Genomic DNA, 26,544 nt, shown 5'->3' on the forward strand with positions numbered 1-26,544 from the left:
CTCAGTGGCGCCGGTGCGTGTCCGCGGTGTAGCTCGGGGCCGTCTCGTGGGGTGTCGCGGCGTCGGTCCAGCGCAGCAGGGCGCCGACCCCGTCGATGAGCTCGGCGCTGCCCTCCATCGCGAAGGTGAACCCCGAGTCCTGCGCGAGCGCGGCACGGAGCACGGCGATGTCCGCACGCACCTCGTGCGCCTCGTCCGGTGAGACTCCCAAGGACGCGAGGTCACCGCGGTTCGTCGCGACCTGCAGCGGGTCCGAGCCCACCCACAGCGTCCGGTCGGTCAACGCCGCCGACGCCGCACCGGCGGCGTTGCGCAGCACGACGAGCTCGGAGACCTGCCCGCGACGCAGCACGTCGACCACGTCGCCCAGCTCGGTCACCGCCCCGTCCCCCCGACCGAGCGCCTCGCGGAGCCGGGCGGCCACGGCCTCCCGGCGGCGTGCGCGGTGCGCCTCGAGCACGGCGTGGACGTTTGCGGCGAACACGCTCTCCTTGATCCCCTCGGCCCGCGAGCCGCCCGGGACCTCGACGAGGATCTCGGCCGTCGCGTGCCCCACGGCACCACGCAGCAGGGTCACGGCACGCACGTCACCGGTGATCATCACCAGGTCCGGACGGTGCTCGAAGACCGCTCGATCGAGCTCCTCGGCGACCACGTCGGCGTTGCGCTCCCAGGAGTCCTCGACCCGGGCCTGCATCCTTCGGTGCGACCAGCCACCTGCGCGAGCCTTGTGCAGGACGTCGTGCCCACCCTCGACCGGGTCGAGGGACGTGTCGGCCTCGTGGCTGTCGGTCCCTGACCAGCTGAGGTCCGCGCCCGACCGGTCCACCTCGACCAGCAGGTATCGGACGGCCTCATCGGCTGCCAGAGCCGCGGGCAGCAGCGAGGGGGTGCCGTTGTGGAACGCCTCGTCACGCACCGGGGCGTCGGCCAGGACCCGGTCGAAGAGGATATCGGTGCCCGAGGCCACGACGTAGCGACCGTGCGGCCCGGGGACGTGCGTCGGGCGCAGCACGACCTCCTCGAGCGCCTCGAGCGTGTCGCCCGGTGCACCCATCTCGTCCAGAGCCCGTCTCAGGCCGTTCCACCTGCTGCGGATCTCGCGGGAGCCGGCCTCATCACCTCGCGTCACGTCGAGACAGACGGTGGTCAGGGGGCCGTCGTGGTGCAGCAGCGGCTTGAGGGAGTCGAGCTTCATCGGGTACCTCGCGATCTGGTCACTGATGCCGGCGTCGTCGCCGACCGGACTCTGCCACCCTGTTCCACCTGACCGAGGAACGCCAGTCCGGCGGAGAACGCCGTTCCGTGCTATGCGGACTTCTCCCGAGGCGTCCGCTTGACCGCGGGGGCCGGCTCACGCGGCACGATCGTCGGGTTCACGTTGTCCAGGACCACCTCACGGGACACCACCACCCGCTCGACGTCGTCGCGGCTCGGCACCTCGAACATGACCTGCTGGAGGACCTCCTCCAGGATGGCCCGCAGACCGCGCGCACCGGTGCCACGCAGCAGCGCCTGATCGGCGACCGCCTCGAGAGCGTCGTCGGTGAACTCGAGCTCGACACCATCGATCTCGAACATCCGCTGGTACTGCTTGATCAGGGCGTTGCGCGGCTCGCTGAGGATGCGCACGAGCGCCGACTGGTCCAGCGGGGAGACGGTGGTGATCACCGGCACGCGACCGATGAACTCGGGGATCAGACCGAACTTGAGCAGGTCCTCGGGCATGACGTCGCCGAAGACGTCGGTGTCGTCCACGCTGTGCAGCGGAGCGCCGAAACCGATGCCCCGGCGGCCCGATCGCGAGGTGATGATCTCGTCCAGGCCCGCGAACGCGCCCGCGACGATGAACAGCACGTTGGTGGTGTCGATCTGGATGAACTCCTGGTGCGGGTGCTTGCGCCCCCCCTGGGGCGGCACCGAGGCCGTGGTTCCCTCGAGGATCTTCAGCAGCGCCTGCTGGACGCCCTCGCCCGACACGTCGCGCGTGATCGACGGGTTCTCGCTCTTCCGGGCGATCTTGTCGACCTCGTCGATGTAGATGATGCCCGTCTCGGCCTTCTTGACGTCGTAGTCCGCCGCCTGGATGAGCTTGAGCAGGATGTTCTCGACGTCCTCGCCCACATAGCCGGCCTCGGTCAGCGCGGTGGCGTCCGCGATCGCGAAGGGCACGTTGAGCATCTTGGCGAGCGTCTGGGCGAGGTACGTCTTGCCGCAACCAGTCGGTCCGATGAGCAGGATGTTGGACTTGGCGAGCTCGACCGCCTCGGCCTCGGCACCGGGGCGCGCGCTCTCGCCGGCCTGGATGCGCTTGTAGTGGTTGTAGACCGCGACGGCCAGCGACCGCTTGGCGGGCTCCTGACCGACGATGTACTGCTCGAGGAAGTCGAAGATCTCCCGGGGCTTGGGCAGCTCGACCATGCCGACCTCGGTGGCCTCGGCGAGCTCCTCCTCGATGATCTCGTTGCACAGGTCGATGCACTCGTCGCAGATGTAGACACCCGGCCCGGCGATGAGCTTCTTGACCTGCTTCTGGCTCTTCCCGCAGAACGAGCACTTGAGCAGGTCGGCGCCGTCTCCGATGCGTGCCACTGTGTGCTCCTCCCCGGGCCCCGGCAGGGACCACTGCTCCGTGCAGACCATTGCACACCACCCGGCGCCCAATGTCAGCCCACCTGGCCGGTGCGGCCAGATCTCACCCCCGCGGACGGACCGCCCGCGGGGGTGGTCCTGCTCAGGACGTCACGACCGCGGCCTTGCGGCTCTCGAGGACCTGGTCGACCAGACCGTACTCCAGCGCCTGCTGCGAGGAGAGGATCTTGTCGCGCTCGATGTCCAGTCGGACCTGCTCGACGTCGCGACCGGCGTGCCGGGCGATCGTGGCCTCGAGCCACTCCCGCATCCGGATGAGCTCGTTGGCGTGGATCTCGATGTCCGAGGCCTGCGCGTAGCCACCACCCTCGAGGGCCGGCTGGTGGATCAGCACCCGCGCGTTGGGCAGAGCCAGGCGCTTCCCAGGGCTGCCTGCGGCGAGGAGCACAGCGGCGGCCGAGGCCGCCTGACCCAGGCAGACCGTCTGGATCTGAGGCTTGATGTACTGCATCGTGTCGTAGATCGCCGTCATGGCCGTGAACGAGCCACCGGGCGAGTTGATGTACAGGATGATGTCGCGGTCGGGGTCCTGGCTCTCCAGGACGAGCAGCTGGGCCATCACGTCGTCGGCCGAGGCGTCATCCACCTGGACACCGAGGAAGATGATGCGGTCCTCGAAGAGCTTGGTGTACGGGTCCTGGCGCTTGAACCCGTAGGCCGTGCGCTCCTCGAACTGCGGCAGCACGTAACGGGAGGACGGCGCCCCGTAGGGCGCGCCTCCGGGACGGTCCCCGAAGCCGCCGGCGAGAGCCGACGACCGGGCGATGAACTGGTGCTCCATGCTCACTGGTACTCCTCGGGATGGACGGGTCGCGACGGGGACGGGACGGCTCAGCTCGTCGTGCCGCCGCCACCGCTCACGGACGCGGCGTGCGTGACGACGTGGTCGATGAAGCCGTACTCGAGCGCCTCAGGTGCCGTGAACCAGCGGTCACGGTCGGAGTCGATGTTGATCTGCTCGGGGGTCTTGCCGGTCTGCTCGGCGATCAGCTCGGCGAGCAGCCGCTTCATGTGCAGGATGAGCTCGGCGTTGATACGGACATCCGTCGCCGTGCCGCCGATGCCGCCCGAGGGCTGGTGCATCATCACGCGGGTGTGGGGGGTGGCGTACCGCTTCCCCTTGGCGCCCGAGGAGAGCAGGAACTGACCCATCGATGCCGCCATGCCCACGGCGACCGTCGCGACGTCAGGCTGGATGAACTGCATCGTGTCGTAGATCGCCATCCCCGCGGTGATCGACCCGCCTGGCGAGTTGATGTACAGAAAGATGTCCTTGTCCGGGTCCTCGGCGGCGAGCAGCATCATCTGCCCGCAGATCGCGTTCGCGTTCTCGTCGCGGACCTCGGAGCCGAGCCAGATGATGCGCTCGCGGAGCAACCGGTTGTAGATGTGGTCGTTCAGCCCCAGGCTCGGTCCGTCGCCTCGTGCGTCGCGCGGCATGAGCTCGGCTGCGTGGCGTGGCATCTGCTCGTTCACGGATCTCCCTCGTCCTACCCTGCCCCGAGGACCAGCCTCGGGACCTGTACGTGTGCAGCGACCCTAACGCGAGAGCCCGGGCCGCCACGTCCCGCGCGGGGACGTTTTCGCTGACGGCGCAGTGCACGCCACGGAGCGCCCGCGAGGCCGGACCGGTCCGGCGGGACCGACGGCGAAGGGCCCCGCACCCAGGGTGCAGGGCCCTTCGCTCCTCCGGTCCGGGGGTCAGGCCTTGGCGTCCTCGTCGGCTGCCGCCTGCTCGGTGCCGTCGGTGTCGACCTCCTCGGCCGCAGCCGTCTCGGCGGCCAGTGCGGCCTCCATCTCGGCCTGCGCGGCAGCCACCGCGTCCTGGGCGTCGTCCTCATCCGTCCCGATGAACTCGGACAGGTCGACGGGCGCACCCGAGCCGTCCACGACGCTCACCTGGCGCAGCGCGACGGCGATCGCCTTGGACCGCCCCACCTCGGCGATCATGGCGGGGATCTGACCCTGCTCGTCGACCGTCTTGATGAAGGTGTTGGGGTCCATGCCGTACTGGCGCGAGGCGTTCACCAGGTAGTCGAGCAGCTCGTTCTGGGCGACCTTGACCTGGAGCTTCTCGGCCAGGGTGTCCATCAGGATCTGGTTGCGCAGCGCGTCGCGGGCCTGACCCTGGACCTCGGTGCGGTGCTCGTCGTCCTCGCTGCGCCCCTCGGACTCGAGGTGGCGGACCACCTCGGCCTCGACGACGCCGTTCGGCACGGGGATCTCGACGCCTTCCTGCAGCTTCTCGATCAGCAGGTCACGGGCCTGGACGGCCTGGTTGGAGGCCTTGGCACGGGCCGCCTGGCCGCGCAGGTCCTCGCGCAGCTCGTCGATCGTGTCGAACTCGCTGGCCAGCTGGGCGAACTCGTCGTCGACCGCGGGGAGCTCGCGGACCTTGACCGTCGTGGCGGTCACCGAGACCTGGGCCGTGCGGCCCTCGTGCTCACCGCCGGCGAGGGCCGTCTCGAAGGTCGTGGTCTCCCCGGCCGAGAGGCCGGTGAGGGCCTCGTCGAGCCCTTCGAGCATGTTGCCCGAGCCGATCTGGTAGCTGATGCCGCTCACCGAGTCGACCTCGTCGCCGTCCACGGTCGCGGTCAGGTCCAGGACGACGAAGTCGCGGTCCACGGCCGGGCGGTCCACGCCCACCAGGGTGCCGAAACGCTCCCGGAGGGCGTCGAGCCGCTCCTGGACGTCCTCGTCCGAGACGGTGACGTCATCGACGGTGAGGGTGAGCGAGTCCAGGTCCGGGAGCTCGATCTCGGGGCGGACCTCGACCTGGGCGGTGAAGCTGAGACCACCCTCGGCGCCGGTCAGCGCAGGGATCTCGGTGACCTCGATCTCGGGCTGGCCGAGCGGGCGGAGGTCGGCCTCGGTCACGGCCTGGCGGTAGAAGCCCGGCATGCCCTCGTTGACGGCGTGCTCGATCACCGCGGCGCGTCCGACCCGCTGGTCGATGATCCGAGCAGGGACCTTGCCCTTGCGGAAACCGGGGATCGAGACCTGCGAGCCGATGTGCTGGTACGCGTGGTCGATGCTCGGCCTCAGCTCGTCGTGCGACACCTCGACGGTCAGCTTGACCGTAGTGGCGTCAATGGTCTCGACGGCGCTCTTCACAGCAGTGATCTCCAACGGCTCGGTCTGTCCCGGGGGCGTCCCGGCGGATGCAGGGCCGGGTCGCTCGGCGACCCGTCGTTCTGGGAGGTGCACGTGGGCAGGCAGGAGCCGCGCGCACGGCCCGACGATCCTACGGCACAGGCAGCCCGACCGCTCGCACGAGGTCCTGGCCACCAGAGGTCGGGATGACAGGATTCGAACCTGCGACCTTCCGCTCCCAAAGCGGACGCGCTACCAAGCTGCGCCACATCCCGTGCTGGACGAGCCTACTCGGGAGCCGCCCGGGCGCCGGCAGGGACCTGCGCCCGGAGCGAGATCCCACATGCTGGACACCCTTCCATGGTCATCGCGGGTGATTGTCGAGTCGTCCCAGGTCTCTCGTCCCAGGTCAGGCGCGACATCCCGCGGGCCGTCCAACTTTCATCCTTGACGTTCGGCTTGATTCGCCGGCGAGACCAGTCACATGATGTGTGACGTCGGCAGCACGCCTGCCGGCAGTCCAGGAACTCCTGCGGGCGGAACACGACCTCCGCATTCCTGACGAGGGACCGGCATCGCGATCGCGACGGTCCTCGTCCTTCCTCGCCGATGATGCCGAGCAACTCCGTCCTGCCCGTGCGAGCCTTGCGAGGGTCCATTGTTCATCTTCATTCTGCAGATCCGTCACATGCTCGATGACAACTCGGAGTTCTACCTCTTCGCGGCGTTCTCCGCGATGATCTGGATCCTCTGGGTGATCAAGGTGGTGCTCTCCCGGAGGTACCGACCTTATGTCGAGCCCCACCGCACCACGACCAGCGTCGTGGTCCCCGTCGTCGACGAGCCCGAGGACCTCTTCCGCGACGTCCTGGGACGCATGGTCGAGCAGGGGCCGGACGAGATCATCGTCGTCATCAACGGTGCCCGCAACCCGGTGCTCGAGTCGGTCAGCGACGAGTTCTCCCCCCTGGTGCGCTGGGTCCACACGCCCATCCCCGGCAAGCGCAACGCCGTGAAGATCGGCACCGAGCTGTCCCGGCACGAGATCACCGTGCTCGTGGACTCCGACACCGTCTGGACGCCCGGCGCGCTCGAGGAGCTCGTCAAGCCCTTCGCCGACGAGCGGATCGGCGGGGTCACCACCCGCCAGCGGATCCTCGAGCCCACCCGCAGCTGGATGACCCGGTGGGCCGACTGGCTCGAGAACTCGCGGTCGCTGTACTCCATGCCGGCCCAGAGCGTGCTCGGCCATGTCGGCTGCCTGCCCGGCCGGACCATCGCGTTCCGCCGCAACATCCTCATCCGCGTCATGGACAAGTTCATGACCGAGCGGTTCCTGGGGGTCTTCCTCGAGGTGTCGGACGACCGCACGCTGACCAACCTCACCCTCAAGGAGGGGTACCGGACGGTCTACCAGCACACCAGCCTCGTCTACACCGATGCGCCGCTGCAGATCAAGAAGCTCTTCAAGCAGCAGCTGCGCTGGGCCCGTGGCAGCCAGTACAACACCCTGCGCATGCTGCCCTGGATGCTCGGGCACGCACCGTGGCTGGCCGTGTTCTTCCTGGCCGACATCATCCTGCCGTTCCTGCTCATCGGGACGATCCTCGGGTGGATCTACCGGGCCGTCTCGGGCACCGGGGTCAACTTCTACCAGGCGATCCTGGACACCTACGGCACGCAGTTCGGATGGTTCTGGGTCATCGGCCTGATGATCGCCTCGACCGTGCTGAGCATGTCGATCCGCCAGATCCGGCACCTCCAGGAGGTCCCGTCGGACTTCTTCCGGCTGCCGCTGTTCATCATCGTCTCGACCTTCTTCCTCATGCCGGTCCGGCTGATCGGGTTCTTCCGGCTCGCCCACGTCAGCGGGTGGGGCACCCGAGCAGGGGCCTACGCGGGGGGAGCGGTCGAGTCCGTCACGGCCCAGTCGAGCGACTCGCTGCTCGCCGAGCTCGAGGACCTCGCGACGGACGCACCGGTCGACGTCGTGGACCGCCGGCGCCCCGACAGCGGTCCCGGCGTCCACGGGTCGGTCGCCGACCCTGCCGACCACCGCCCCGAGCCCGACGGCCCCGAGGGCGCTCTCGCGACCCGGACACGGCGTGAGGTCCACGCCCCCGGCACCGCCCTGACGACGCCCCCGGCGAAGACCCGCCGGTTCAACCCGCTCGCGTCGATCCCGTACCTGATCGGTCTGACCATCTTCGCCCTGGAGGCACTTCTCTATGTCTGACACCCGCGCCAGCTCCACCTGGTGGTCCACCACCGGCAGAGGGCTCTCCTTCAAGGCCAAGGCCGGGACCGCTGCCGTCGCCGTGTGCCTGGTCCTGACCACCGTCGCCGTCTGGACCTCACCCTCGACGGACTTCGTGTCGGCCGACGCCGGCACGGACGAGGCCGCCACGACGCCCACCCAGGAGGAGCTCCTGCGCGCCGAGCTCGCCAGCCTGCGCGAGGAGCTCGCCGAGCGGGACGCCGCGCTCGCGGCCGCCGAGACCGCCGAGACCGAGGACGACGCACCCGACCCTGCACCGGAGCCCGAGCCCGCACCACCGGCCGCCGGGAACCGGCAGGACGACGGCGCGACGAGCCGTGGAGGGTCAGGCCGCACCGCACCCGCACCGGCCCCCGGTCCGACCGCCGAGCCGCAGGACTCCGACGGTCCCGCCAACCCGTCCAACCCGTCGCTGCCCGAGCCCGGTGCGGTCACCCCCGACCCGCAGCCCGCACCGACGCCCGCACCACCGGCCCCCGGTGCGCCGACGCCCGCACCGCCGGCGATCACCGCACCGTCCAAGGCCGAGCTGCTCGACCCTGAGGACCGCTACTACGGCATGTACACCGTCCAGTCGCCGTTCAGCTGGGCGACCCTGGACGACGTCTCGACCAAGACCGGGATCCTCCCCGACCTGGCGGGCTACTTCAGCGGCTGGGACCGTGACTTCCGTCCCGACGCCGTCGAGCGGTCGTGGCAGCGGGGGATGCTCCCGATGCTGACCTGGGAGTCACGGCCCTCGCACGCGGCCAACAACCAGCGCGAGGAGGAGGACTACTCCTCGCCGTTGATCCTCGACGGTGCGTTCGACACCTACATCCGCGACTACGCGCGCGGCATCGCCGACCTCGGCCTGCCCCTGGGGCTGCGCCTGAACCACGAGATGAACGGCGACTGGTACCCGTGGTCGGAGATGAACAAGTTCGGTGAGCCGATCAACGGCAACCGGCCGGGTGACTACGCCAAGGTCTGGCGCCACGTCCACGACATCTTCGAGCAGGAGGGCGCCAACGAGTACGTGATCTGGGTCTGGGCGCCGAACATCGTCAACAACCTGCCCGACAACCTCAAGCAGTACTCGTACACCGAGAGCCTGTACCCCGGCGAGGAGTACGTGGACTGGGTGGGCCTGTCGGCCTACTACCGGCCGCCGTACCGCGAGAACCAGACACCGACCTTCTCCTGGACCTTCGACGCCAGCCTCGACCAGCTGCGGCGACTGACCGACAAGCCGATCATGCTCGCCGAGATCGGCGCCTCCGAGGTCGGCGGGAACAAGCCCGCATGGGTCCGCAGCTTCTTCGAGGCACTGACCCGCCCGGAGAACGACGACATCGTCGGCTTCACCTGGTTCAGCCTCACCGTCACCTCGATCGTCAGCGGCCAGGTGACCACGAACGACTGGCGGATCGACTCCCGAGCCAACTCCCTCGCCGCGTTCCGCGAAGGGCTGCACGACCCCGCGACCCGGATGGGTGGGTCGATCTACCCCGCGCCGTCCACCGCCGAGGCCCCCGAGCCGGCCGAGGAGGAGCCACCTGTCGAGGCGCTCGTCGCACCGACCCCGCAGGAGCCCACCGAGGCTCCCGGGCCCACCGCCGAGGACCCTGCCGAGACCGCACCGCCCGAGCCCGACACCGCGGGACCCGAGGGCGAGACCGCACCCGAGCCGGGTGCCGGGCCCACCACGCCCGACCCCGCACCCAGCCCCGTCCCCGACGAGAACCTGGTCCTCACGCCCTGACGACCCTCACCACGGGCGCGCCCCCACGAGCGCGCCGTGCCGTCCCTGAACCTGCACCTGCCCTGGAGGCATGACATGTCCACGTCCCGTACCCGCACCCGCTCCACACCCGCTCCCCCGGCGACCGGCGGCTCCACGCCGACCGACGCACCCCGGATCAGCGTCATCGGCACCGGCTACCTCGGGGCCACCCACGCCGCCGCGATGGCCGCACTCGGCTTCGACGTGATCGGCTACGACACCGACCAGAACAAGGTCGACGCGCTCAGCCTGGGCAAGGTGCCCTTCTACGAGCCAGGGCTCGACACCCTCCTCACCGAGCAGGTCGAGTCCGGTCGCCTCCGTTTCACCTCTGACGTCCGCGAGGCGGTCGCCGACGCCGACGTGCACTTCGTGTGCGTGGGCACCCCGCAGCAGTCCACCAGCCACGCCGCGAACCTCAGCTACGTCGAGGCCGCGTTCACCGCGATCCTGCAGAACGCGACCCGCGACGCGCTCATCGTCGGCAAGTCGACGGTCCCGGTCGGGACCGCCGCGAACCTGCGGACCCTCATCCCCTCGCACCTGCCCGAGGGGCTGAAGGCCGAGCTCGTCTGGAACCCGGAGTTCCTCCGCGAGGGCAAGGCCGTCGACGACACCCTGCACCCCGACCGCATCGTCATCGGCGGGGCGAGCGCGCACGCCGAGGCGCTGCTGCGCACCGTCTACGCGACCCCGATCAGCGAGGGCACCCCCGTGGTGACCTGCGACCTGCCGACGGCCGAGCTCGTCAAGGTCAGCGCCAACGCGTTCCTGGCCACCAAGATCTCGTTCATCAACGCGATCGCGGGTGTCTGCGAGGCCGCCGGTGCCGACGTCACCGTGCTGGCGGACGCCCTGGGTCACGACGTCCGCATCGGCCGTCAGTTCCTCAACGCGGGTCTCGGCTTCGGTGGGGGCTGCCTGCCCAAGGACATCCGGGCCCTCATGCACCGCGCGAGTGAGCTCGGCGCCCACCCGGCAGCACGACTCCTGCAGCAGGTCGACGAGATCAACATGGGGCAGCGCGAGCGGGTCATCGCCCTGGCCACCGAGGCCTGCGGCGGCTCGGTCCTCAACCGGCGCATCGGTGTGCTGGGGGCCGCGTTCAAGCCCGACACGGACGACGTCCGCGACTCCCCCGCGCTCAACGTGGCGGCTGCGCTGCACCTACGGGGGGCCCAGGTGACGGTCTACGACCCGCAGGCCTCGGACACCGCCCGCCGCACCTTCCCCACCCTGGGCTACGCCGCCTCGGTGGAGGAGGCCGTGCAGGGCAGCGACGTGGTGCTGCTGCTCACCGAGTGGCCGCAGCTCGTGGACAGCGACCCGGCGGCCCTGGCCGCCCTGACCCCGACCGCCCGCGTCATCGACGCGCGCGGCAAGCTGGACCCCACGACCTGGCGCGCCGCCGGGTGGGAGTTCCGCGGGCTCGGCCGGCCCGCCGCCTGACCGGTCCGGGTCGACGGCGCCCCGGATCCCGTACGCACCCGAGCCGTCCTGGGCCTACGAGCACCGCTCACAGGCCCAGGACGGCTCCGGCGATCAGGAAGTACACGATCAGCCCCGTGGTGTCCACGAAGGTCGTGATGAACGGGGCGCTGACCACCGCAGGGTCCACGCCGAGCCGCCGGGCGAGCATCGGCGTCAGTGATCCTGCTGCGGTCGCCAAGGTGCAGACGACCACCATGGTCAGGGTCAGCACGGCGGCGATCTGAGGCCCGGCGATGACGGTCGCCGGGACGAAGCCCACCAGCGCGAGGGTCGCCCCGAGGCTGGCACCGGTCACCACCTCGCGTCCCACGACCCGAGGCAGGTCGGCGAACCGCACGTCACCCAGGGCCATCGCCCGCACGACCGTGGTCGCGGCCTGCGCCCCGGCGTTGCCGCCCGTGCCGATCAGCAACGGGACGAACAGCGCGAGCACCACCACCTGCTCGAGGGTCGCCTCGAAGTACCCCAGGACGGTGACCGTGAGCGCGGCCGCGACCAGGAGCACCAGGAGCCAGGCGATCCGGCTCCGCACCAGCCCGAGGATGCTGGTGGTGAGATAGGGCCGCTGCAGCGGCTCGGAGGCCCCTGTCCGGGCCAGGTCCTCGCTCTCCTCGCGGACCAGCACACGCATCGCGTCGTCCACGGTGAACAGACCGAGGAGCCGCTGCTCGGCGTCCACCACGGGGATGGCGACCAGGCCGTGGTCACGGACCTTCACCGCGGCCTCCTCCTGATCGGTCCCGGCCTCGACCACGATCGGCTCGGACATGACCTCGGTCAGGGGGGTCGCGGCGTCGCTCACCAGCAGCCTGCGCAACGAGACCACTCCCACCACCGTGCGGCCGGCGTCGACCACCGGCAACGTGTAGATCGTCTCGGCCTCCTCGGCCCGCTCGGTGACGTGCTGCAGGGCCTGACCCACGGTGAGGGTGACGGGTACGGCCACGACCTCCGGCGTCATCCTGCGCCCGACCGAGTCGACGGGCCATCCCAGCAGGACCGTGGTCATCTCCCGCTCCTGGGGGCTGAGCCCCGAGAGCAGGCGCGTGGCGACCTTGGCCGGCAGCTCGTCCAGCAGGACGGCACGGTCGTCGGGATCCAGACCCGCGACGAGCTCGGCGGTCGCCTCCTCGCGCAACCCGTCGAGCAGCTCCCTCTGCACCGCGGGCTCGAGGTCCTCGAAGACCTCCAGGGCGAAGCCCTTGGACAGGGAGCGGAAGGCCACCGCGCGGGTCACCGCGTCGCAACGGCGCAGCTCGTCGACGACCCCGCGCACCCCCAGCTCCTCGAGGCCTGAGCGGACGTCTGCGAGGCGGCCGGCCCGGGCGAGCTCGGTCAGGTCGTTCATGGGTACCTCCGGTTCGTGGCGGGCACTGCGATTCGCGCGACGCCGCGTCAGGGCGCGCGCAGTGCTTGCTGCTCGCTCGGGCGCGCTGCCGACCCACGCGGGTGGGCGGTCGACCGTGGGAGCGCTCCGGGCGCCGTCGGGCGCCTCAGCAGGTCTCGCCGGGCCGGGCCGAGGGCGTCAGTGCTCAGGGCGTGGGCTGGCGTGCGCGGGCCGGGGACGGGGACTGTGCTCGGGACTCATGTCCCTCACCTCCCCTGGTCGACGCGTGCGCCGGTGCAGAGCATCTCCGCGGGCTTTGGTAGTCTCCCACCGCCGGACTTCACGGCGATGCGGGTGTAGCTCAATGGTAGAGCCCCAGTCTTCCAAACTGGCTACGCGAGTTCGATTCTCGTCACCCGCTCCACCCCGACCCGCCGACCCACCGACCCACCGACCGGTGCGAACCCTCGCTCCCCCGGTCGGCATGCGAACCTCCATGGCCAGGCTCAGCCGAGGCGGACCCGCTCTCCCAGCCGCGGCACGACGGCGGTGACGTCGAGCTCGCGTCGGATCCGGGTCGCCAGGGCGAGCGAGGCGTCCTGCTCGCCATGGGTGACGTACACCGTCTCGGGCGGCTCGGGCATGTCGGCGAGCCACGCGACCAGACCGTCGGCGTCGGCGTGCACCGAGAACTCCTCGTCCGAGACGATCTCCGCGCGCACCGGCACGTACCGGCCGTGGATCTTCACCTCGGTCGCCCCGTCGCGCAGGGCACGGCCCCGGGTCCCGACCGCCTGGTACCCGGTCAGGACCACGGTGCTGTCCCGGTCCGGGAGCAGGTGCCGCAGATGATGGACGACCCGGCCGCCGGTCGCCATCCCGGCGGACGAGATGATGATGCACGGCACGCGCGGTCGGTTCAGCGCCATCGACTCCTCGGGGGTCCGTGCCGCTCGCAGGGTCGGGATGTCCGCGAGGTCGGGCGGGACCTCCGGACGGATCTCCTCGCGCAGGCTCGGGCGCCGGTAGGCCGCGAGGGCGGCCAGGGCCATGGGGCTGTCGACGTAGACCGGGACCAGAGGGATCTCCCCGTCGCGGATCAGGCGCGAGAGGGCCTCGAGCACGAGCTCGGTCCGGTCCACGGCGAACGCCGGTACCAGGACCGACCCTCCGCGGGCGATCGTGCGGCGGACGGCGTCCGCGAGCGCCGCGTGCGGTCGACCGGGCGGGGCAGGATGGCGACGGTCCCCGTAGGTGGACTCGATCACCACGGTCCGCGCCGCGGGCGGCGCAGACCGTGGGCGCAGGACGGGGTGCGTCGCGCGGCCGAGGTCACCGGAGAAGAGCACCCGTTCACCGCCCGCGTCGACCAGGACGCTGGCGGAGCCGAGCACGTGCGCTGCGCGGTGGAGAGCGACCTGGACCCCTCCCCCCAGGTCGACCGGCGGGCCGAACGCGACCTGACGGAAGTGCGTGATGCTCCGTTCCACGTCGGCGGAGGTGTAGAGCGGCAGCGGCGGGTCGTGCCGGGACCACCCGCCGGCGCGGGCGAGCTCGGCGTCACGCTCGTTGAGGTGGGCGCTGTCACGCAGGACGATCTCGGTGAGCACCGCGGTGCCCTCGGTCATCCACACCGGTCCGGTGAAGCCGTCGCGGACCAGCGCCGGCAGGTACCCGCAGTGGTCGAGGTGGCAGTGCGTCAGGACGACGTCGTCGATGCTGGCAGGGCTCACCGGGAAGGGCTCCCAGTTGCGTCGACGCCACCCGCGCTCGCCCTGGTACAAGCCGCAGTCGACCAGGACACGTCGGCCCGCGTGCTCCACGAGGTACCTGCTCCCGGTCACGGTGCCGGTGGCACCCAGGAACTCGAGCGTCGTGGGGTGGTCGTGGTCCATGGGACCAGCCTCCCGCTCGACCGGGCTCCCGACCAGAGCCACCTCGGTATCCTCCGGGTGCTCGCGCACCCCTCGGCGATTGCCGGGCACCCGCACCGACCGATACCGTCGCCGCAGCACCCCAGCGCTACGACCGGAAGGACCTGCGATGCCGTCGGCTCGGCCGCTCGTCCTGGCGGGTGCCCTCGGCGCGCGCTGCGCCGCCCCGTGCTGCTGTCCCTGTCGCTAGAGCGCTGGCACCTGCGCGACCGCTGCCCGTCGGGCGGCCGGCCGACGCCGTCAGCGCTCCTCGCCCCAGCCCTGCACGACCCGCCGTGCGGAATGCCCGGCACCCGCGGACCGTTCACCCCGTGGAACCCCTGACCCGAACGCCAGCACGGCCGCGCCCGCGGCCCCGTGAGACGAGGACTGACATGACCCGCATCTACGACGACGTGACGAAGCTGATCGGCAACACCCCGCTCGTCCGTCTGAACCGGGTGACCGAGGGGGCGCACGCGACCGTCGTGGCCAAGCTCGAGTTCTACAACCCGGCCAGCTCGGTCAAGGACCGTATCGGGGTCGCGATCGTCGACGCCGCGGAGGCGTCCGGCGAGCTCCCCCCGGGCGGCACGATCGTCGAGGCCACGAGCGGCAACACGGGCATCGCCCTGGCGATGGTCGGGGCGGCACGGGGCTACGACGTGGTGCTCACGATGCCCGAGACGATGTCCAAGGAGCGGCGCGCACTGCTGCGCGCCTTCGGCGCCGAGCTCGTCCTGACCCCTGGCTCGGAGGGCATGAAGGGCGCGGTCAACCGTGCGAACGAGATCGCCGCGTCACGCCCGGGTGCCGTCCTGGCCCGCCAGTTCGCCAACGAGGCCAACCCGGCGATCCACCGGGCCACGACCGCCGAGGAGATCTGGGCCGACACCGACGGCCAGGTCGACATCGTGGTGGCGGGCATCGGCACGGGTGGGACGATCACCGGTGTCGGCCAGGTGCTCAAGGAGCGCAAGCCCGGTGTGCAGATCATCGCGGTCGAGCCGGCCGAGTCGCCGATCCTCAACGGCGGGGCCCCGGGGCCGCACAAGATCCAGGGGATCGGCGCGAACTTCGTGCCGGAGATCCTGGACACCTCGGTCTACGACGAGGTCATCGACGTCGACGCCGAGACCTCGGTGCGCGTCGCGCGCGACACCGCTGCCCGGGAGGGGCTGCTCGTCGGGCTGTCGTCGGGCGCGGCCGTCCACGCCGCCGTCGAGGTCGCCAAGCGCCCCGAGAACGCGGGCAAGCTGATCGTGGTCATCATCCCCTCGTTCGGCGAGCGCTACCTGACCTCGATCCTCTACGCCGACCTGCTGGACTGAGCGGCGTGCGACGCATCTGGCGCTTCCTCACGATCCTGCGTGAGGACCTCGATGCTGCCCGGCGGCGGGACCCCGCCGCTCGCAGCATGGTCGAGGTCGCCCTGGGGTACCCCGGCGTGCACGCCGTGTGGGCCTACCGGGTGGCGCACCGGATGTGGCGCGAGCCCGGGCTGCGACTGCTGGCCCGGCTCTTCTCGCAGGCGTCCCGGGCTGCCACCGGGGTGGAGATCCACCCCGGTGCGCAGCTCGGTCGCCGGCTGTTCATCGACCACGGCATGGGTGTGGTGATCGGCGAGACGGCCGTCGTCGGGGACGACGTCGTCCTGTTCCACGGTGCGACGCTGGGCGGCAAGGCCATGCGCCGCGGCAAGCGTCACCCGACCCTGGGCGACCACGTCGTGGTCGGCGCGGGGGCCAAGATCCTCGGACCGGTCTGGGTCGGGGACGGGGCGCAGATCGGCGCCAACGCCGTGGTCGTCAAGGACGTCCCGGCCGGTGCGGTGGCGGTGGGGATCCCCGCGGTGGTGCGCGCGCGACCCGAGCCCTCGCTCGACGCCGACCACGTCGAGGACCCCGCGATCTACATCTGAGGTGCTCGACATCTGAGGTCGTCGCCCCCGGCCCGGTCCCGTGGATCGAGCAGGATCTCGGTGGGCGACGCACCGTCGCTACAGTCCCGGACGTGCCGTCCCCCGCGTCCAGCCACATCCTCCTCGCCGGGCTGGTCACGACCGCTGTGGGCTTCCTGAGCGCCTTCGCCGTGGTGCTGGCCGGGCTGCGCGCCGTGGGGGCGAGCCCCGCGCAGGCCGCATCGGGCCTGCTCGCGGTGACGGTCGGCATGGGCCTGGCCACGATCCTGCTCTCGGTGCGCACCCGCCTCCCGATCACGATCGCGTGGTCCACCCCGGGTGCCGCTCTTCTGGCCACCACGGGTGCGGTCGACGGCGGATGGCCCGCGGCGGTCGGCGCCTTCGCGGTGTGCGGGGTGCTGCTCGCGGTCGTGGGCCTGTGGGGACGCCTCGCTGCGCTGACGGCGCACATCCCGGCGACGATCGCGAGCGCGATGCTGGCCGGGGTGCTCCTGGACCTGTGCCTGGCGCCGGTGCGGGCGCTGGAGACCACCGGGTGGCTGGTCGCGCCGGTGATCGGGCTGTGGGTGGTGCTGCTGCGCCTGGCCCCGCGCTGGGCCGCCCCCGCGGGGCTGGTCGTCGCGACGGGCCTGGCCTTCACCTCGGCGGACGTGAGAGCCCTGCCGGCCGCGACCTGGCTCCCCACGCTCGAGTGGACCGCCCCGACCCTCGGGGTGGCGTCGGTGGTGTCGCTCGCGGTGCCCCTGTTCGTGGTGACGATGGCATCGCAGAACCTTCCGGGGGTGGCGGTGCTGGCCGGCTTCGGCTACGTCGCCCCGTGGCGCCGGGTGCTGCTGACCACAGGGGTGGGCACGATGCTGGTGGCGCCGTTCGGGGGGCACGCCCTGAACCTCGCCGCGATCAGCGCGGCGCTGGCCGCGGGGCCCGAGGCAGGTGCGGACCGTGGCGAGCGGTGGCGGGCCGCGACCACGGCGGGCGTCGGCTACGTCGCGGTGGGACTCGGCTCGGCCGGTGTGGCGGCCGTCGCCCTCGCGGCACCGGGGGGTCTCATCGAGGCGGCCGCGGGCCTGGCTCTCGTCGCGACCCTCGCGGCGTCGCTGCGCAGCGCCTTCTCGGTCGCGCCGCACGCCGTCGCGGCTGCGGCGACCTTCCTGGTCACGGTCTCCGGCGTCCGGCCGTGGGGGGTGGGCTCGGCGTTCTGGGGCCTCGTGGCCGGCGTGGTCCTGCTGGCGCTCACGAGATTGCTCCGACGGCCCCGTCTCGACATATGAACCGGTCAGGTCCGAGTTTCTTGCGCTGCCGCCCGGGATCGGGCTAATCTCCGACCAGGTCCCACGGACTGACATCGCGCGTCTCAGATAGAGAGACGCCCACCAGGAGGGAGGCTGCGCCATGAACCGTCGAACCGACGAGACGATGGCGCTGCCGATGATGCCCTCCCCGCGTGGCTGCATGCCACGCGCTGGCGCCTGACGGCACGCTCCCCCGAGCAGAGGTCGTCCCGGTCCGATCACGGACCTAGGTAGCCAGCGGAGATCTCCCAGCCCCCGCCCGCACGCCCCGTGCCCGGCGTCCGGCGTGCCCCGTCCCTGGTGCCGCCGCGACACGACCGGTCGCGCCTGCCCCGAGGACCTCCCATGGCGATCACCACGCCCACCGCCGTCCGCTCGCACCCGGCCCACCCGGTCTCGGTGCGTGGGGTCGGCCGCACCTTCGCCCCCCGCTCCCGCGGTGGCCACGCCCACCGCGTGCTCACCGGGGTGGACCTGGAGATCGGGGCCGGCGAGATCGTCGCCCTCATCGGCGCCTCAGGCTGCGGCAAGTCGACCCTGCTGCGCCAGGTCAGCGGGCTGGACGCGCCGAGCGAGGGCACGATCGTGATCGACGACGCCCCGGTGGCCGGGGTCGACCCGCGGTGTGCGGTCGCCTTCCAGGAGCCGCGGCTGCTGCCGTGGCGCACCCTGGCCCAGAACGTGGCCCTCGGCCTTCCGCGTGGGACCGACCGCTCCGCAGGCGACCGCCGGGTGCACGAGCTGCTCGAGCTCGTGGGACTTGGCCAGTGCACTCAGTACCGGCCCCGCCAGATCTCGGGCGGGATGGCCCAGCGCACCTCGCTCGCCCGTGCACTGGCCCGCAACCCCGGTGTGCTCGTCCTGGACGAGCCGTTCGGCGCCCTCGACGCGCTGACCCGGCTCAAGATGCAGGACCTCCTGCTCGAGGTCCACGCCGCCGAGCCCGCGACCGTCCTGCTCGTCACGCACGATGTCGACGAGGCCCTGTACCTCGCCGACCGTGTGGTCCTGCTCGGCCGCCCCGAGGGCTCCGGTCCCTACGAGCCCGCCACGGTGCGCACCGTGCTGACCGTCCCGGGAGCCCGCCCGCGGGACCGCGGCGACGCCGGTCTCGCGCACCTGAGGGCCCGGTTGCTCGACGGCCTGGGTGTCCCCAGTCACCACCAGTCCGCTCAGCACGCCTGAGCCGCTCGGCCCCTGAACCTCTCAGCACCGCTGAGCAGCACGACCGCTCCACCCCGACCGGCCGACCGGCCGACCGGCTCACCGCTCCACCCCGCACGAGAGGTACCCCGATGAGGATCCGCACCGCACTGTCCGTCACCGCGGCCACCGCAGCCGCCGCCCTGATGCTCAGCGGCTGCGCGGCCGGCGAGGGCTCGCCCGTCGACGGCGACCCCGCTCCGGCTCCCGGCGCCACCACCACCGAGGAGGGCTGGAGCAGCGACACGCTCAACATCGACTTCGCGACCTACAACCCGCTGAGCCTGATCATCAAGGACCAGGGCTGGCTCGAGGAGACCCTGGGCGAGGACGTCACCGTCACCTGGATCCAGTCGGCCGGCTCGAACAAGGCGAACGAGGCGCTGCGCGCGGGCGCGGTCGACGTGGGCTCGACGGCCGGCTCGGCCGCGCTGCTGGCCAAGGCGAACGGGTCGCCGATCCAGACCATCGGGATCTACACCCAGCCCGAGTGGGCAGCCATCGTGGTGCCGGAAGGATCGGACATCACCTCGGTCGAGGACCTCGCCGGCCGGTCCGTCGCGGCGACCAAGGGCACCGACCCCTACTTCTTCCTGCTGCAGAGCCTCGAGGAGCACGGGGTCGAGCTCGCCGACGTGGAGGTGCAGAACCTGCAGCACGCCGACGGTCGCGTGGCCCTGGAGAACGGCTCCGTCGACGCCTGGTCCGGCCTCGACCCGATCATGGCCGACAGCGAGGTGAACGCCGGGTCGGAGCTCATCTACCGCAACATCGGCTTCAACACCTACGGGTTCCTCAACGCCACCGAGAGCTTCATCGAGCGCTCCCCGGACCTCGCGCAGCTGGTCCTCGACGCCTACGAGAAGGCTCGTGCCTGGGCGCTGGAGAACCCCGAGGAGACGGCTGCGATCCTCGCCGACGTCGCAGGCATCGAGCTGGCCATCGCCGAGAAGGTCATCCTCGAGCGCACCGTGATCGACCTGGACGTCGTCCCGGGCGACGCCCAGCGTGAGGTCCTCGAGGTCGTCGGACCGATCTTCGTGGAGTCCGGCGACGTCCAGTCACAGGACGCGATCGACCAGGCCCTGGAGAGCCTCTTCGAGGACAGCTTCGCCACGGCAGCCGACCCGGCCAACATCACCGACTGACCGGCACCGCACGACCAGCATGACCAGCACCGGACCGCACCAGCAGGGACACGAGGAGCCGACCATGACGATCCCAGGGACCATCGGGACCGGACCCGTCGTCGACAAGGACGGCAATCCCCTGCGGTCCCTGAACCACGTCGACTCCCGGGCGGACGACCCGTCCGCCCGGGAGTCGACCGGAACGTCGGACCCACTGGCGCCCGACGTCCGACGGCGTGGGGCCCTGCTGGACCACGGTTGGGTGCGTGGTGCGCTCGGCACCGTCGTGCCGTTGCTGGTGCTCCTCGTGTGGCACGTGACGACCACGTCCGGCCTGATACCCCCTTACCGGTTGCCCTCGCCGCAGAGCGTCGTGCTCGCGGCGGCCGACCTGCTCGAGCGCGGCGACCTCCTGCCCTACATCCACATCTCCACCCAGCGTGTCCTCATCGGCTTCGCCATCGGTGCCGTCCTCGGTCTGGTCCTCGGAGCGGTCGTCGGCCTGTCCCGGCTCGGTGACGTCCTGCTGACCACGACGTTCAGCGGGCTCCGTGCCGTCCCGTCGCTCGCCTGGATCCCGCTGCTGATCATCTGGCTGCAGTACGGCGAGGAGTCCAAGATCACGCTGATCGCCATCGGGGCCTTCTTCCCGGTCTACACGACCGTCGCCTCGGCCCTGCGGCACGTCGACCCGCACCTGGTCGAGGCCGGGCGCGCGTACGGCCTGCGGGGCGCGGCCCTCCTCGGACGCGTCCAGCTGCCAGCAGCCACCCCCGCTGTGGTCTCGGGTCTGCGCCTCGCCCTGGCCCAGGCCTGGCTGTTCCTGGTCGCGGCCGAGCTGCTCGGAGCCTCCAAGGGACTGGGGTTCCTGCTGACCGACTCGCAGAACAACGGCCGGGTCGACCGCATCCTGCTCGCGATCGTCCTGCTTGCGGTGCTCGGCAAGAGCACAGACGCCCTGATCGGCGTCGCGGAGAAGCGGCTGGCCCGCCGGTGGTAGGCACCACCGCGACGCCGCGCAGCACGGCGATCAGCACCCTGCAGACCGACGACAGGGTCTTCCCGCCCGCCGCCGGCGGCACGTGGAACGTCGGCCCGGCCGACCACGCGCGCCTGCACGCCGAGGCCGACGCCGACCACGTCGCGTTCTGGGAGCGTGCCGCCGAGCGGCTCGAGTGGGCCGAGCCGTGGCACACCGCCCACACCTGGTCGCCCAGCGTGCCCGACCCCGAGGACCCCGAACGGCTCACTGTGCCCGTCGCGCAGTGGTTCGCGGGCGGCAGGCTCAACGTCGCCGTCAACTGCGTGGACCGGCACGTCACGGCAGGCCGGGGAGACAAGGTCGCGCTGCACTTCGAGGGTGAGCCCGGCGACCGCCGCTCCTACACCTACGCCGAGCTCCAACGCGAGGTCTCGCGAGCCGCCAACGCGCTCACCGACCTGGGCGTCGAGAAGGGCGACCGGGTGGTGGTCTACCTCCCCGTGCTGCCCGAGACCGTCATCATCACCCTGGCGATCGCCCGCATCGGAGCCATCCACTCGCTGGTCTTCGGCGGCTTCTCGGCCGAGGCGGTCCGCTTCCGGGTCCAGGACACCGGCGCCAAGCTGCTGGTCACCTCCGACGGGCAGCACCGGCGCGGCCGCGCCGTGGCGACCAAGGACGCCGCGGACGAGGCCGTCGCCGGCCTGGACCACGTCGAGCACGTGCTCGTGGTCCGTCGTACCGGCGAGGCCACCCCGGACGTGCCGTGGACCCCCGGGCGTGACGTGTGGTGGCACGAGGTCGTCGACACCGCCGAGGACCACCACGAGGCGCAGGCCTTCGACGCCGAGACCCCCCTGTTCATCATCTACACCTCGGGGACGACCGGGAAGCCCAAGGGGTTGGTGCACACCAGCGGGGGCTACCTCACCCAGGCGTCGTGGACGCACTGGGCGCACTTCGACGCACGCGAGGACGACGTCCACTGGTGCACCGCGGACCTCGCCTGGGTCACCGCGCACACCTACGAGATCTACGGGCCGCTCTCCAACGGGATCACCCAGGTGATCTACGAGGGCACGCCGAGCACCCCGCACCCAGGGCGTCACTTCGAGATCATCGAGCGGTACGGCGTCACCACGTACTACACGGCCCCGACCCTGATCCGGACCTTCATGACCTGGTTCCCGGACGGGCTGCCCGCGACCCACGACCTGTCGACGCTGCGGCTGCTCGGCACCGTCGGCGAGTCGATCAACCCCGAGGCCTGGGTGTGGTTCCACGAGCAGGTCGGCGGCGGTCGCGCCCCGATCGTGGACACCTGGTGGCAGTCCGAGACCGGCGCCACGATGATCGCTCCGCTTCCTGGTGTCACCACCCTCAAGCCCGGATCAGCGACCCGCGCCCTGCCCGGCATCTCGGTCAAGGTGGTCGACGAGGCCGGCGGGCAGGTGCCGTTCGGCGGCGGTGGCTTCCTGGTGGTCGACCGCACCTGGCCCGCGATGGCCCGCACCATCTGGAACGACCCCGAGCGCTACCGCGACGCCTACTGGTCCCGGTACGCCGAGCAGGGGTACTTCTTCGCCGGTGACGGCGCACGGTTCGACGTCGACGGCGACATCTGGCTCCTGGGCCGGGTCGACGACGTCATCAACGTCTCAGGTCACCGGCTCTCGACCATCGAGATCGAGTCGGCCCTGGTCTCCCACCCGCTGGTCGGTGAGGCGGGGGTCACCGGCATCGACGACCCGACGACCGGGCAGGCGATCGCGGCGTTCGTGATCCCCGCCCGCGCCCCCGAGCACGCCGACGACGTCGAGGCGTGGGTCGCCCACGCCCGTGAGATCGGCGAGACCCTGCGCGCCCACGTCGCCCGCGAGATCGGCCCGATCGCCAAGCCGCGGGAGGTCGTGGTCGTCCCCGACCTGCCCAAGACACGCTCGGGGAAGATCATGCGCCGGTTGCTGGCCGACCTCGTCGCCGAAAGAGATCTGGGCGACGTGACATCACTTCAGGACGTTACGGCGTTGCACCGGATCAAGGCCGTCCTGGCCGCCCGTCAGAAGGAGACCACGCCGTGACCGACCGCCAGTGGGGTTTCCGCACCCGCGCCCTGCACGCCGGGGGCGTCCCCGACGCCACCACCGGCGCGCGCGCCGTGCCGATCTACCAGACCACGAGCTTCGTCTTCACCGACACGGCCGACGCCGCGAACCTCTTCGCCCTGCAGAAGTACGGCAACATCTACTCGCGGATCGGCAACCCCACGGTCGCTGCCCTCGAAGAACGCATCGCCTCGCTCGAGGGTGGGATCGGTGCGGTCGCGACCGCCTCGGGCATGTCGGCGGAGTTCATCACCTTTGCCGCACTGGTCGGGGCGGGTGACCACGTCGTCGCCGCGGCCTCGCTGTACGGAGGGACCGTCACCCAGCTCGACGTGACCCTGCGCCGCTTCGGTGTGCAGACCACGTTCGTGGCGGGCACCGACCCGGCCGACTACGCGGCGGCGATCCGGCCCGAGACCAAGGTGGTCTACGCCGAGGTGATCGCCAACCCCTCGGGAGAGATCACCGACCTCGCCGGGCTGGCCGAGGTGGCCCACGCCGCCGGCGTCCCGCTGGTCGTCGACGCCACGCTGGCCACCCCCTACCTGGTGCGGCCCATCGAGCACGGGGCCGACATCGTGATCCACTCGGCGACGAAGTTCCTGGGTGGGCACGGCACCACCCTGGGTGGGGTCGTGGTCGAGAGCGGCCGCTTCGACTGGGGCAACGGCCGCTTCCCCCAGATGACCGAGCCCGTCGCGTCCTACGGCGGGGTCAGCTGGTGGGAGAACTTCGGCGAGTACGGCTTCCTGACCAAGCTGCGCTCCGAGCAGCTCCGCGACATCGGCCCTGCCCTTCCCGCGCAGTCCGCCTTCCAGCTGCTCCAGGGCGTCGAGACGCTCCCGCAGAGGATGGACGCGCACCTGGCCAACGCCCGCGTCGTGGCGCAGTGGCTCGAGGACGACCCCCGCGTCGGCTACGTCAACTGGGCCGGCCTGCCCTCCCACCCGCACCACGAGCGGGCGATCAGGTACCTGCCGCAGGGACCGGGGGCCGTGTTCGCCTTCGGGCTGAACGCCACCGACGACCGCAGCGGGCGCGAGGTCGGTCGGCGGTTCATCGAGTCGGTCCAGCTCGCGAGCCACCTGGCCAACGTGGGCGACTCCCGCACGCTCGTGCTGCACCCGGCGTCCACGACCCACCAGCAGCTCTCCGCGGAGCAGCTCGCGGCCGGTGGTGTCGCCGAGGACCTGGTGCGCATCAGCGTGGGACTGGAGGACGTCGAGGACATCCTGTGGGACCTGGACCAAGCACTGACGGCGGCAGCTGGCCCGCCACCCGGATCCGCGGCCGCCCCGGCCGCACCGCGCACTGCCGACTCGGAGGTGACGGCATGAGCTCCGACGCCCTCGACCCGGTCACCGCAGGTGCCGCCTGCGCGGTGCCCGCCCCCACCGACACCGCTCGCGAACGCCGCATCTGGGTCGGCCCGAGCGCCCCCGAACGCCTCGACCTGCTGCGCCGGACACGATCGATCGCGATCGTCGGTGCCTCGGCCAACGCCTCGCGGGCGAGCTACTTCGTGGCGACCTACCTGCTCTCCTCCTCGCCCTACGACGTCTACTTCGTCAACCCGCGGGCCACGCAGATCCTCGGGCGACCGGTCTACCCCTCCCTCGAGGCGCTGCCCGTGGTCCCCGACCTGGTCGACGTCTTCCGCCGTCACGACGACCTGCCGACCGTGCTCGACGAGACCCTCGCGGTCGGCGCCAGGGCTCTGTGGCTGCAGCTCGGCTCGTGGCACGAGGAGGTCGCCCGCCGGGCTGAGGCCGCGGGGCTCGACGTCGTCATGGACCGCTGCGTGAAGATCGAGCACGCACGATTCCACGGCGGTCTGCACCTCGCAGGCTTCGACACCGGGGTGATCAGCTCGCGCCGAGCGCTGGGCTGACCCGGACGGGACGGGCCCCTGGCCGAGGGGTCAGTCCGGTGGCCACCACAGCGCCGCACGCAGCACGACCCTGGGTGGCACGCCGTCGGTCAACGGGCAGCCCTCGGCGCGCAGCAGGGCGGTCGCCCGCTCACGGTGCGCGGCCGGTGGCTCCCCCGAGGCGTTGACCACCCTCCACCAGGGCACGCCCGAGCCGGCGCGGGCGAGCACCTGACCCACCTGGCGCGGGCCCCCACGGCCCAGCAGCTCACCCACGTGCTCAGCGATGGTGCCGTAGGTCGTCGCCCGGCCCGCAGGGATGCTGTCCACGAGGTCCAGCACCGCCTCGAGGTAGTCCTCGTCCATGATCAGTCGTGGTGCACGAGGATGAGGGCGCGGTCGTCGCTGTCACCGGCACGCACCCCGGCGAGGACCGCCTCCGCGCCCCCCGTCCGGGTTGCGACGACCCGCTCGGCCTCGCCCATCAGCCGGTCGATCCCGAGCTCGACGTCGGCCCCCGGCGCCTCGACCAGACCGTCGGTGTAGAGCATCAGCGTGTCGCCGCTCTGCATGACCCCCGAGTGCACCGAGAAGACCGGAGCCAGGACCACCCCGAGCGCAGGGCCTCCCGAGGTGTCGATCAGCTCGATGCGACCCGAACCCGCGTGCAGCTGGATCGCCGGGGGGTGGCCCGCGGTGGAGACCCAGAACTCACCGGTGTCCAGCCGGACGGCCAGGTGCACGGCGGTCGCGAAGCCCTCGGGCCAGTCCTGCCCCAGGAGGTAGCTGTTCGCCGCAGGCAGGAAGGCCTCGCGCGGCATCGCACCGAGCAGCCCTCCGAAGGCGCCCGAGAGCAGCAACGAGCGCACCCCCGCCTCCTGCCCCTTGCCCGACACGTCGACCAGCACGATCTCCAGGAGCAACCCGTTGCGGCTGCGTGAGGCGACCACGAAGTCACCCGAGAACGCCTCGCCGTACGCCGAGCGCACCACGCTGTCGACCCGCCACCGGGTGGGCAGGGCAGGGATCCGGCCGTGCGCGACCAGCCGGTCGCGCAGGTCGACCAGCATCAGGTCGCTGGTGGCCCCCTGAAGACCCAGCCGGTCCCGGCTGCGGACGAAGGCCAGTCCCGCACCGATACCCAGCAGGTGCACCGTGAGGGTCCCGACGTTGAACTGCGAGACCCCCGAGAGCATGAGGGTCGTGAACAGCCCGATGACGATCAGGCAGAGCACCACCATGGCGCGCAGGCGCAGCACGAAGACACCGAGCAGCACGATCAGCAGCAGCACCGAGGCCGGCACCCAGTCCCGGTGCAGGGCGATACCCACACCGGCGAGCAGCGCGAGACCCGACAGGGCGATCCCCGCGGTCGTCTGCCGGATCGCAGGGGGGCGACGGGGGCGCGCGCGTCGCCGACGACGACGCGGGGCGGCATCCAGCAGCGACACCGCACCGCCCTGGGAACCTGTCACTGGCGAAGGCTACCGACCCGATCTGCGCGTCGGAGCCCGAACCGCCC

The 26,544-nt window shown here is 71.4% G+C and carries 21 protein-coding genes and 2 tRNA genes; 13 read left to right on the forward strand and 10 right to left on the reverse strand.

Annotation, left to right across the window (positions count from 1 at the left end; genetic code table 11):
• Window position 1: 1 nt before the first annotated feature.
• The 6 genes from M1R94_RS04665 to M1R94_RS04690 form a co-directional block, all read right to left on the reverse strand.
• The gene (locus M1R94_RS04665; RefSeq protein WP_249380498.1) at window positions 2-1,198 is read right to left on the reverse strand and encodes a baeRF2 domain-containing protein; all 1,197 of its coding nucleotides are present in this window, start codon (window positions 1,196-1,198) and stop codon (window positions 2-4) included.
• A 110-nt stretch (window positions 1,199-1,308) separates the two neighbouring features.
• Entirely contained in the window at window positions 1,309-2,592 is a 1,284-nt protein-coding gene (gene clpX / locus M1R94_RS04670; protein WP_249380499.1) for an ATP-dependent Clp protease ATP-binding subunit ClpX, read from the reverse strand.
• Between the two features lie 142 nt (window positions 2,593-2,734).
• The gene (locus M1R94_RS04675) at window positions 2,735-3,439 is read right to left on the reverse strand and encodes an ATP-dependent Clp protease proteolytic subunit (protein WP_249380500.1); all 705 of its coding nucleotides are present in this window, start codon (window positions 3,437-3,439) and stop codon (window positions 2,735-2,737) included.
• A 44-nt stretch (window positions 3,440-3,483) separates the two neighbouring features.
• Window positions 3,484-4,116 (reverse strand): ATP-dependent Clp protease proteolytic subunit, encoded by a 633-nt coding sequence (locus tag M1R94_RS04680; protein WP_374109428.1) that lies wholly within the window; start codon window positions 4,114-4,116, stop codon window positions 3,484-3,486.
• Window positions 4,117-4,353: 237 nt separating this feature from the next.
• The gene (tig, locus tag M1R94_RS04685) at window positions 4,354-5,766 is read right to left on the reverse strand and encodes a trigger factor (RefSeq protein WP_249380501.1); all 1,413 of its coding nucleotides are present in this window, start codon (window positions 5,764-5,766) and stop codon (window positions 4,354-4,356) included.
• A gap of 180 nt (window positions 5,767-5,946) precedes the next feature.
• Window positions 5,947-6,020: transfer RNA gene (locus M1R94_RS04690), tRNA-Pro, on the reverse strand.
• Window positions 6,021-6,403: 383 nt separating this feature from the next.
• Between M1R94_RS04690 and M1R94_RS04695 the strand changes: the two genes are divergently transcribed.
• The 3 genes from M1R94_RS04695 (at window position 6,404) to M1R94_RS04705 (ending at window position 11,237) form a co-directional block, all read left to right on the forward strand.
• Window positions 6,404-7,981 (forward strand): glycosyltransferase, encoded by a 1,578-nt coding sequence (locus M1R94_RS04695; protein ID WP_249380502.1) that lies wholly within the window; start codon window positions 6,404-6,406, stop codon window positions 7,979-7,981.
• Window positions 7,974-9,767 (forward strand): glycoside hydrolase family 26 protein, encoded by a 1,794-nt coding sequence (locus tag M1R94_RS04700; protein ID WP_249380503.1) that lies wholly within the window; start codon window positions 7,974-7,976, stop codon window positions 9,765-9,767. The genes M1R94_RS04695 and M1R94_RS04700 overlap by 8 nt, the downstream gene beginning before the upstream one ends.
• 75 nt (window positions 9,768-9,842) lie before the next feature.
• Window positions 9,843-11,237 (forward strand): UDP-glucose dehydrogenase family protein, encoded by a 1,395-nt coding sequence (locus tag M1R94_RS04705; protein ID WP_283252881.1) that lies wholly within the window; start codon window positions 9,843-9,845, stop codon window positions 11,235-11,237.
• Window positions 11,238-11,304: 67 nt separating this feature from the next.
• On the opposite strand, the gene mgtE is transcribed toward M1R94_RS04705, so the two are convergent.
• Window positions 11,305-12,627 carry a magnesium transporter gene (mgtE, locus tag M1R94_RS04710; RefSeq protein ID WP_249380504.1) on the reverse strand — a complete coding sequence of 441 codons (1,323 nt, stop codon included), beginning with the start codon at window positions 12,625-12,627 and terminating at the stop codon, window positions 11,305-11,307.
• Between the two features lie 329 nt (window positions 12,628-12,956).
• Here mgtE and M1R94_RS04715 point away from each other — a divergent pair.
• Window positions 12,957-13,030: transfer RNA gene (locus M1R94_RS04715), tRNA-Gly, on the forward strand.
• Window positions 13,031-13,112: 82 nt separating this feature from the next.
• Here the strand turns inward: M1R94_RS04715 and M1R94_RS04720 are convergent.
• Window positions 13,113-14,501, reverse strand: a complete 1,389-nt coding sequence (locus M1R94_RS04720) for an MBL fold metallo-hydrolase RNA specificity domain-containing protein (RefSeq protein ID WP_249380505.1) — start codon at window positions 14,499-14,501, stop codon at window positions 13,113-13,115.
• 413 nt (window positions 14,502-14,914) lie between these two features.
• Between M1R94_RS04720 and cysK the strand changes: the two genes are divergently transcribed.
• The 9 genes from cysK (at window position 14,915) to M1R94_RS04765 (ending at window position 25,043) form a co-directional block, all read left to right on the forward strand.
• Window positions 14,915-15,850 carry a cysteine synthase A gene (cysK, locus tag M1R94_RS04725; RefSeq protein ID WP_249380506.1) on the forward strand — a complete coding sequence of 312 codons (936 nt, stop codon included), beginning with the start codon at window positions 14,915-14,917 and terminating at the stop codon, window positions 15,848-15,850.
• A gap of 5 nt (window positions 15,851-15,855) precedes the next feature.
• Window positions 15,856-16,440 carry a serine O-acetyltransferase EpsC gene (epsC, locus tag M1R94_RS04730; RefSeq protein ID WP_249380507.1) on the forward strand — a complete coding sequence of 195 codons (585 nt, stop codon included), beginning with the start codon at window positions 15,856-15,858 and terminating at the stop codon, window positions 16,438-16,440.
• A gap of 92 nt (window positions 16,441-16,532) precedes the next feature.
• The gene (locus M1R94_RS04735; protein ID WP_249380508.1) at window positions 16,533-17,711 is read left to right on the forward strand and encodes a benzoate/H(+) symporter BenE family transporter; all 1,179 of its coding nucleotides are present in this window, start codon (window positions 16,533-16,535) and stop codon (window positions 17,709-17,711) included.
• Window positions 17,712-18,077: 366 nt separating this feature from the next.
• A complete protein-coding gene (locus M1R94_RS04740; RefSeq protein WP_249380509.1) occupies window positions 18,078-18,917 on the forward strand; it encodes an ABC transporter ATP-binding protein in 840 nt (279 codons plus the stop codon).
• 110 nt (window positions 18,918-19,027) lie between these two features.
• Entirely contained in the window at window positions 19,028-20,083 is a 1,056-nt protein-coding gene (locus M1R94_RS04745; RefSeq protein WP_249380510.1) for an aliphatic sulfonate ABC transporter substrate-binding protein, read from the forward strand.
• A 64-nt stretch (window positions 20,084-20,147) separates the two neighbouring features.
• Entirely contained in the window at window positions 20,148-21,065 is a 918-nt protein-coding gene (locus M1R94_RS04750) for an ABC transporter permease (protein WP_249380511.1), read from the forward strand.
• Window positions 21,059-23,128 carry an acetate--CoA ligase gene (gene acs, locus M1R94_RS04755; RefSeq protein ID WP_249380512.1) on the forward strand — a complete coding sequence of 690 codons (2,070 nt, stop codon included), beginning with the start codon at window positions 21,059-21,061 and terminating at the stop codon, window positions 23,126-23,128. The genes M1R94_RS04750 and acs overlap by 7 nt, the downstream gene beginning before the upstream one ends.
• Entirely contained in the window at window positions 23,125-24,489 is a 1,365-nt protein-coding gene (locus M1R94_RS04760; protein WP_249380513.1) for an O-acetylhomoserine aminocarboxypropyltransferase/cysteine synthase family protein, read from the forward strand. Before acs ends, M1R94_RS04760 begins: the two co-directional genes overlap by 4 nt.
• Window positions 24,486-25,043, forward strand: a complete 558-nt coding sequence (locus M1R94_RS04765; RefSeq protein ID WP_249380514.1) for a CoA-binding protein — start codon at window positions 24,486-24,488, stop codon at window positions 25,041-25,043. The genes M1R94_RS04760 and M1R94_RS04765 overlap by 4 nt, the downstream gene beginning before the upstream one ends.
• A 30-nt stretch (window positions 25,044-25,073) precedes the next feature.
• Here M1R94_RS04765 and M1R94_RS04770 read toward each other — a convergent pair whose 3' ends face one another.
• Together M1R94_RS04770 and M1R94_RS04775 are read right to left on the reverse strand one after the other, a co-directional pair.
• Entirely contained in the window at window positions 25,074-25,388 is a 315-nt protein-coding gene (locus M1R94_RS04770; RefSeq protein WP_249380515.1) for an MGMT family protein, read from the reverse strand.
• Between the two features lie 2 nt (window positions 25,389-25,390).
• The gene (locus M1R94_RS04775; RefSeq protein ID WP_249380516.1) at window positions 25,391-26,497 is read right to left on the reverse strand and encodes a PP2C family protein-serine/threonine phosphatase; all 1,107 of its coding nucleotides are present in this window, start codon (window positions 26,495-26,497) and stop codon (window positions 25,391-25,393) included.
• Between the last annotated feature and the right edge of the window lie 47 nt (window positions 26,498-26,544).

The sequence above is a fragment of the Actinotalea alkalitolerans genome (assembly GCF_023369855.1).
GTDB lineage: Bacteria > Actinomycetota > Actinomycetes > Actinomycetales > Cellulomonadaceae > Actinotalea.

Coding starts and splice junctions, on each gene's coding strand:
- M1R94_RS04665 (WP_249380498.1), bottom strand. CDS start 1,198: ATGAAGCTCGACTCCCTCAAGCCGCTGCTGCACCACGACGGCCCCCTG.
- M1R94_RS04680 (WP_374109428.1), bottom strand. CDS start 4,116: ATGCCACGCCACGCAGCCGAGCTCATGCCGCGCGACGCACGAGGCGAC.
- M1R94_RS04700 (WP_249380503.1), top strand. CDS start 7,974: ATGTCTGACACCCGCGCCAGCTCCACCTGGTGGTCCACCACCGGCAGA.
- M1R94_RS04705 (WP_283252881.1), top strand. CDS start 9,843: ATGTCCACGTCCCGTACCCGCACCCGCTCCACACCCGCTCCCCCGGCG.
- mgtE (WP_249380504.1), bottom strand. CDS start 12,627: ATGAACGACCTGACCGAGCTCGCCCGGGCCGGCCGCCTCGCAGACGTC.
- M1R94_RS04720 (WP_249380505.1), bottom strand. CDS start 14,501: ATGGACCACGACCACCCCACGACGCTCGAGTTCCTGGGTGCCACCGGC.
- cysK (WP_249380506.1), top strand. CDS start 14,915: ATGACCCGCATCTACGACGACGTGACGAAGCTGATCGGCAACACCCCG.
- M1R94_RS04740 (WP_249380509.1), top strand. CDS start 18,078: ATGGCGATCACCACGCCCACCGCCGTCCGCTCGCACCCGGCCCACCCG.
- M1R94_RS04745 (WP_249380510.1), top strand. CDS start 19,028: ATGAGGATCCGCACCGCACTGTCCGTCACCGCGGCCACCGCAGCCGCC.
- M1R94_RS04750 (WP_249380511.1), top strand. CDS start 20,148: ATGACGATCCCAGGGACCATCGGGACCGGACCCGTCGTCGACAAGGAC.
- M1R94_RS04765 (WP_249380514.1), top strand. CDS start 24,486: ATGAGCTCCGACGCCCTCGACCCGGTCACCGCAGGTGCCGCCTGCGCG.
- M1R94_RS04770 (WP_249380515.1), bottom strand. CDS start 25,388: ATGGACGAGGACTACCTCGAGGCGGTGCTGGACCTCGTGGACAGCATC.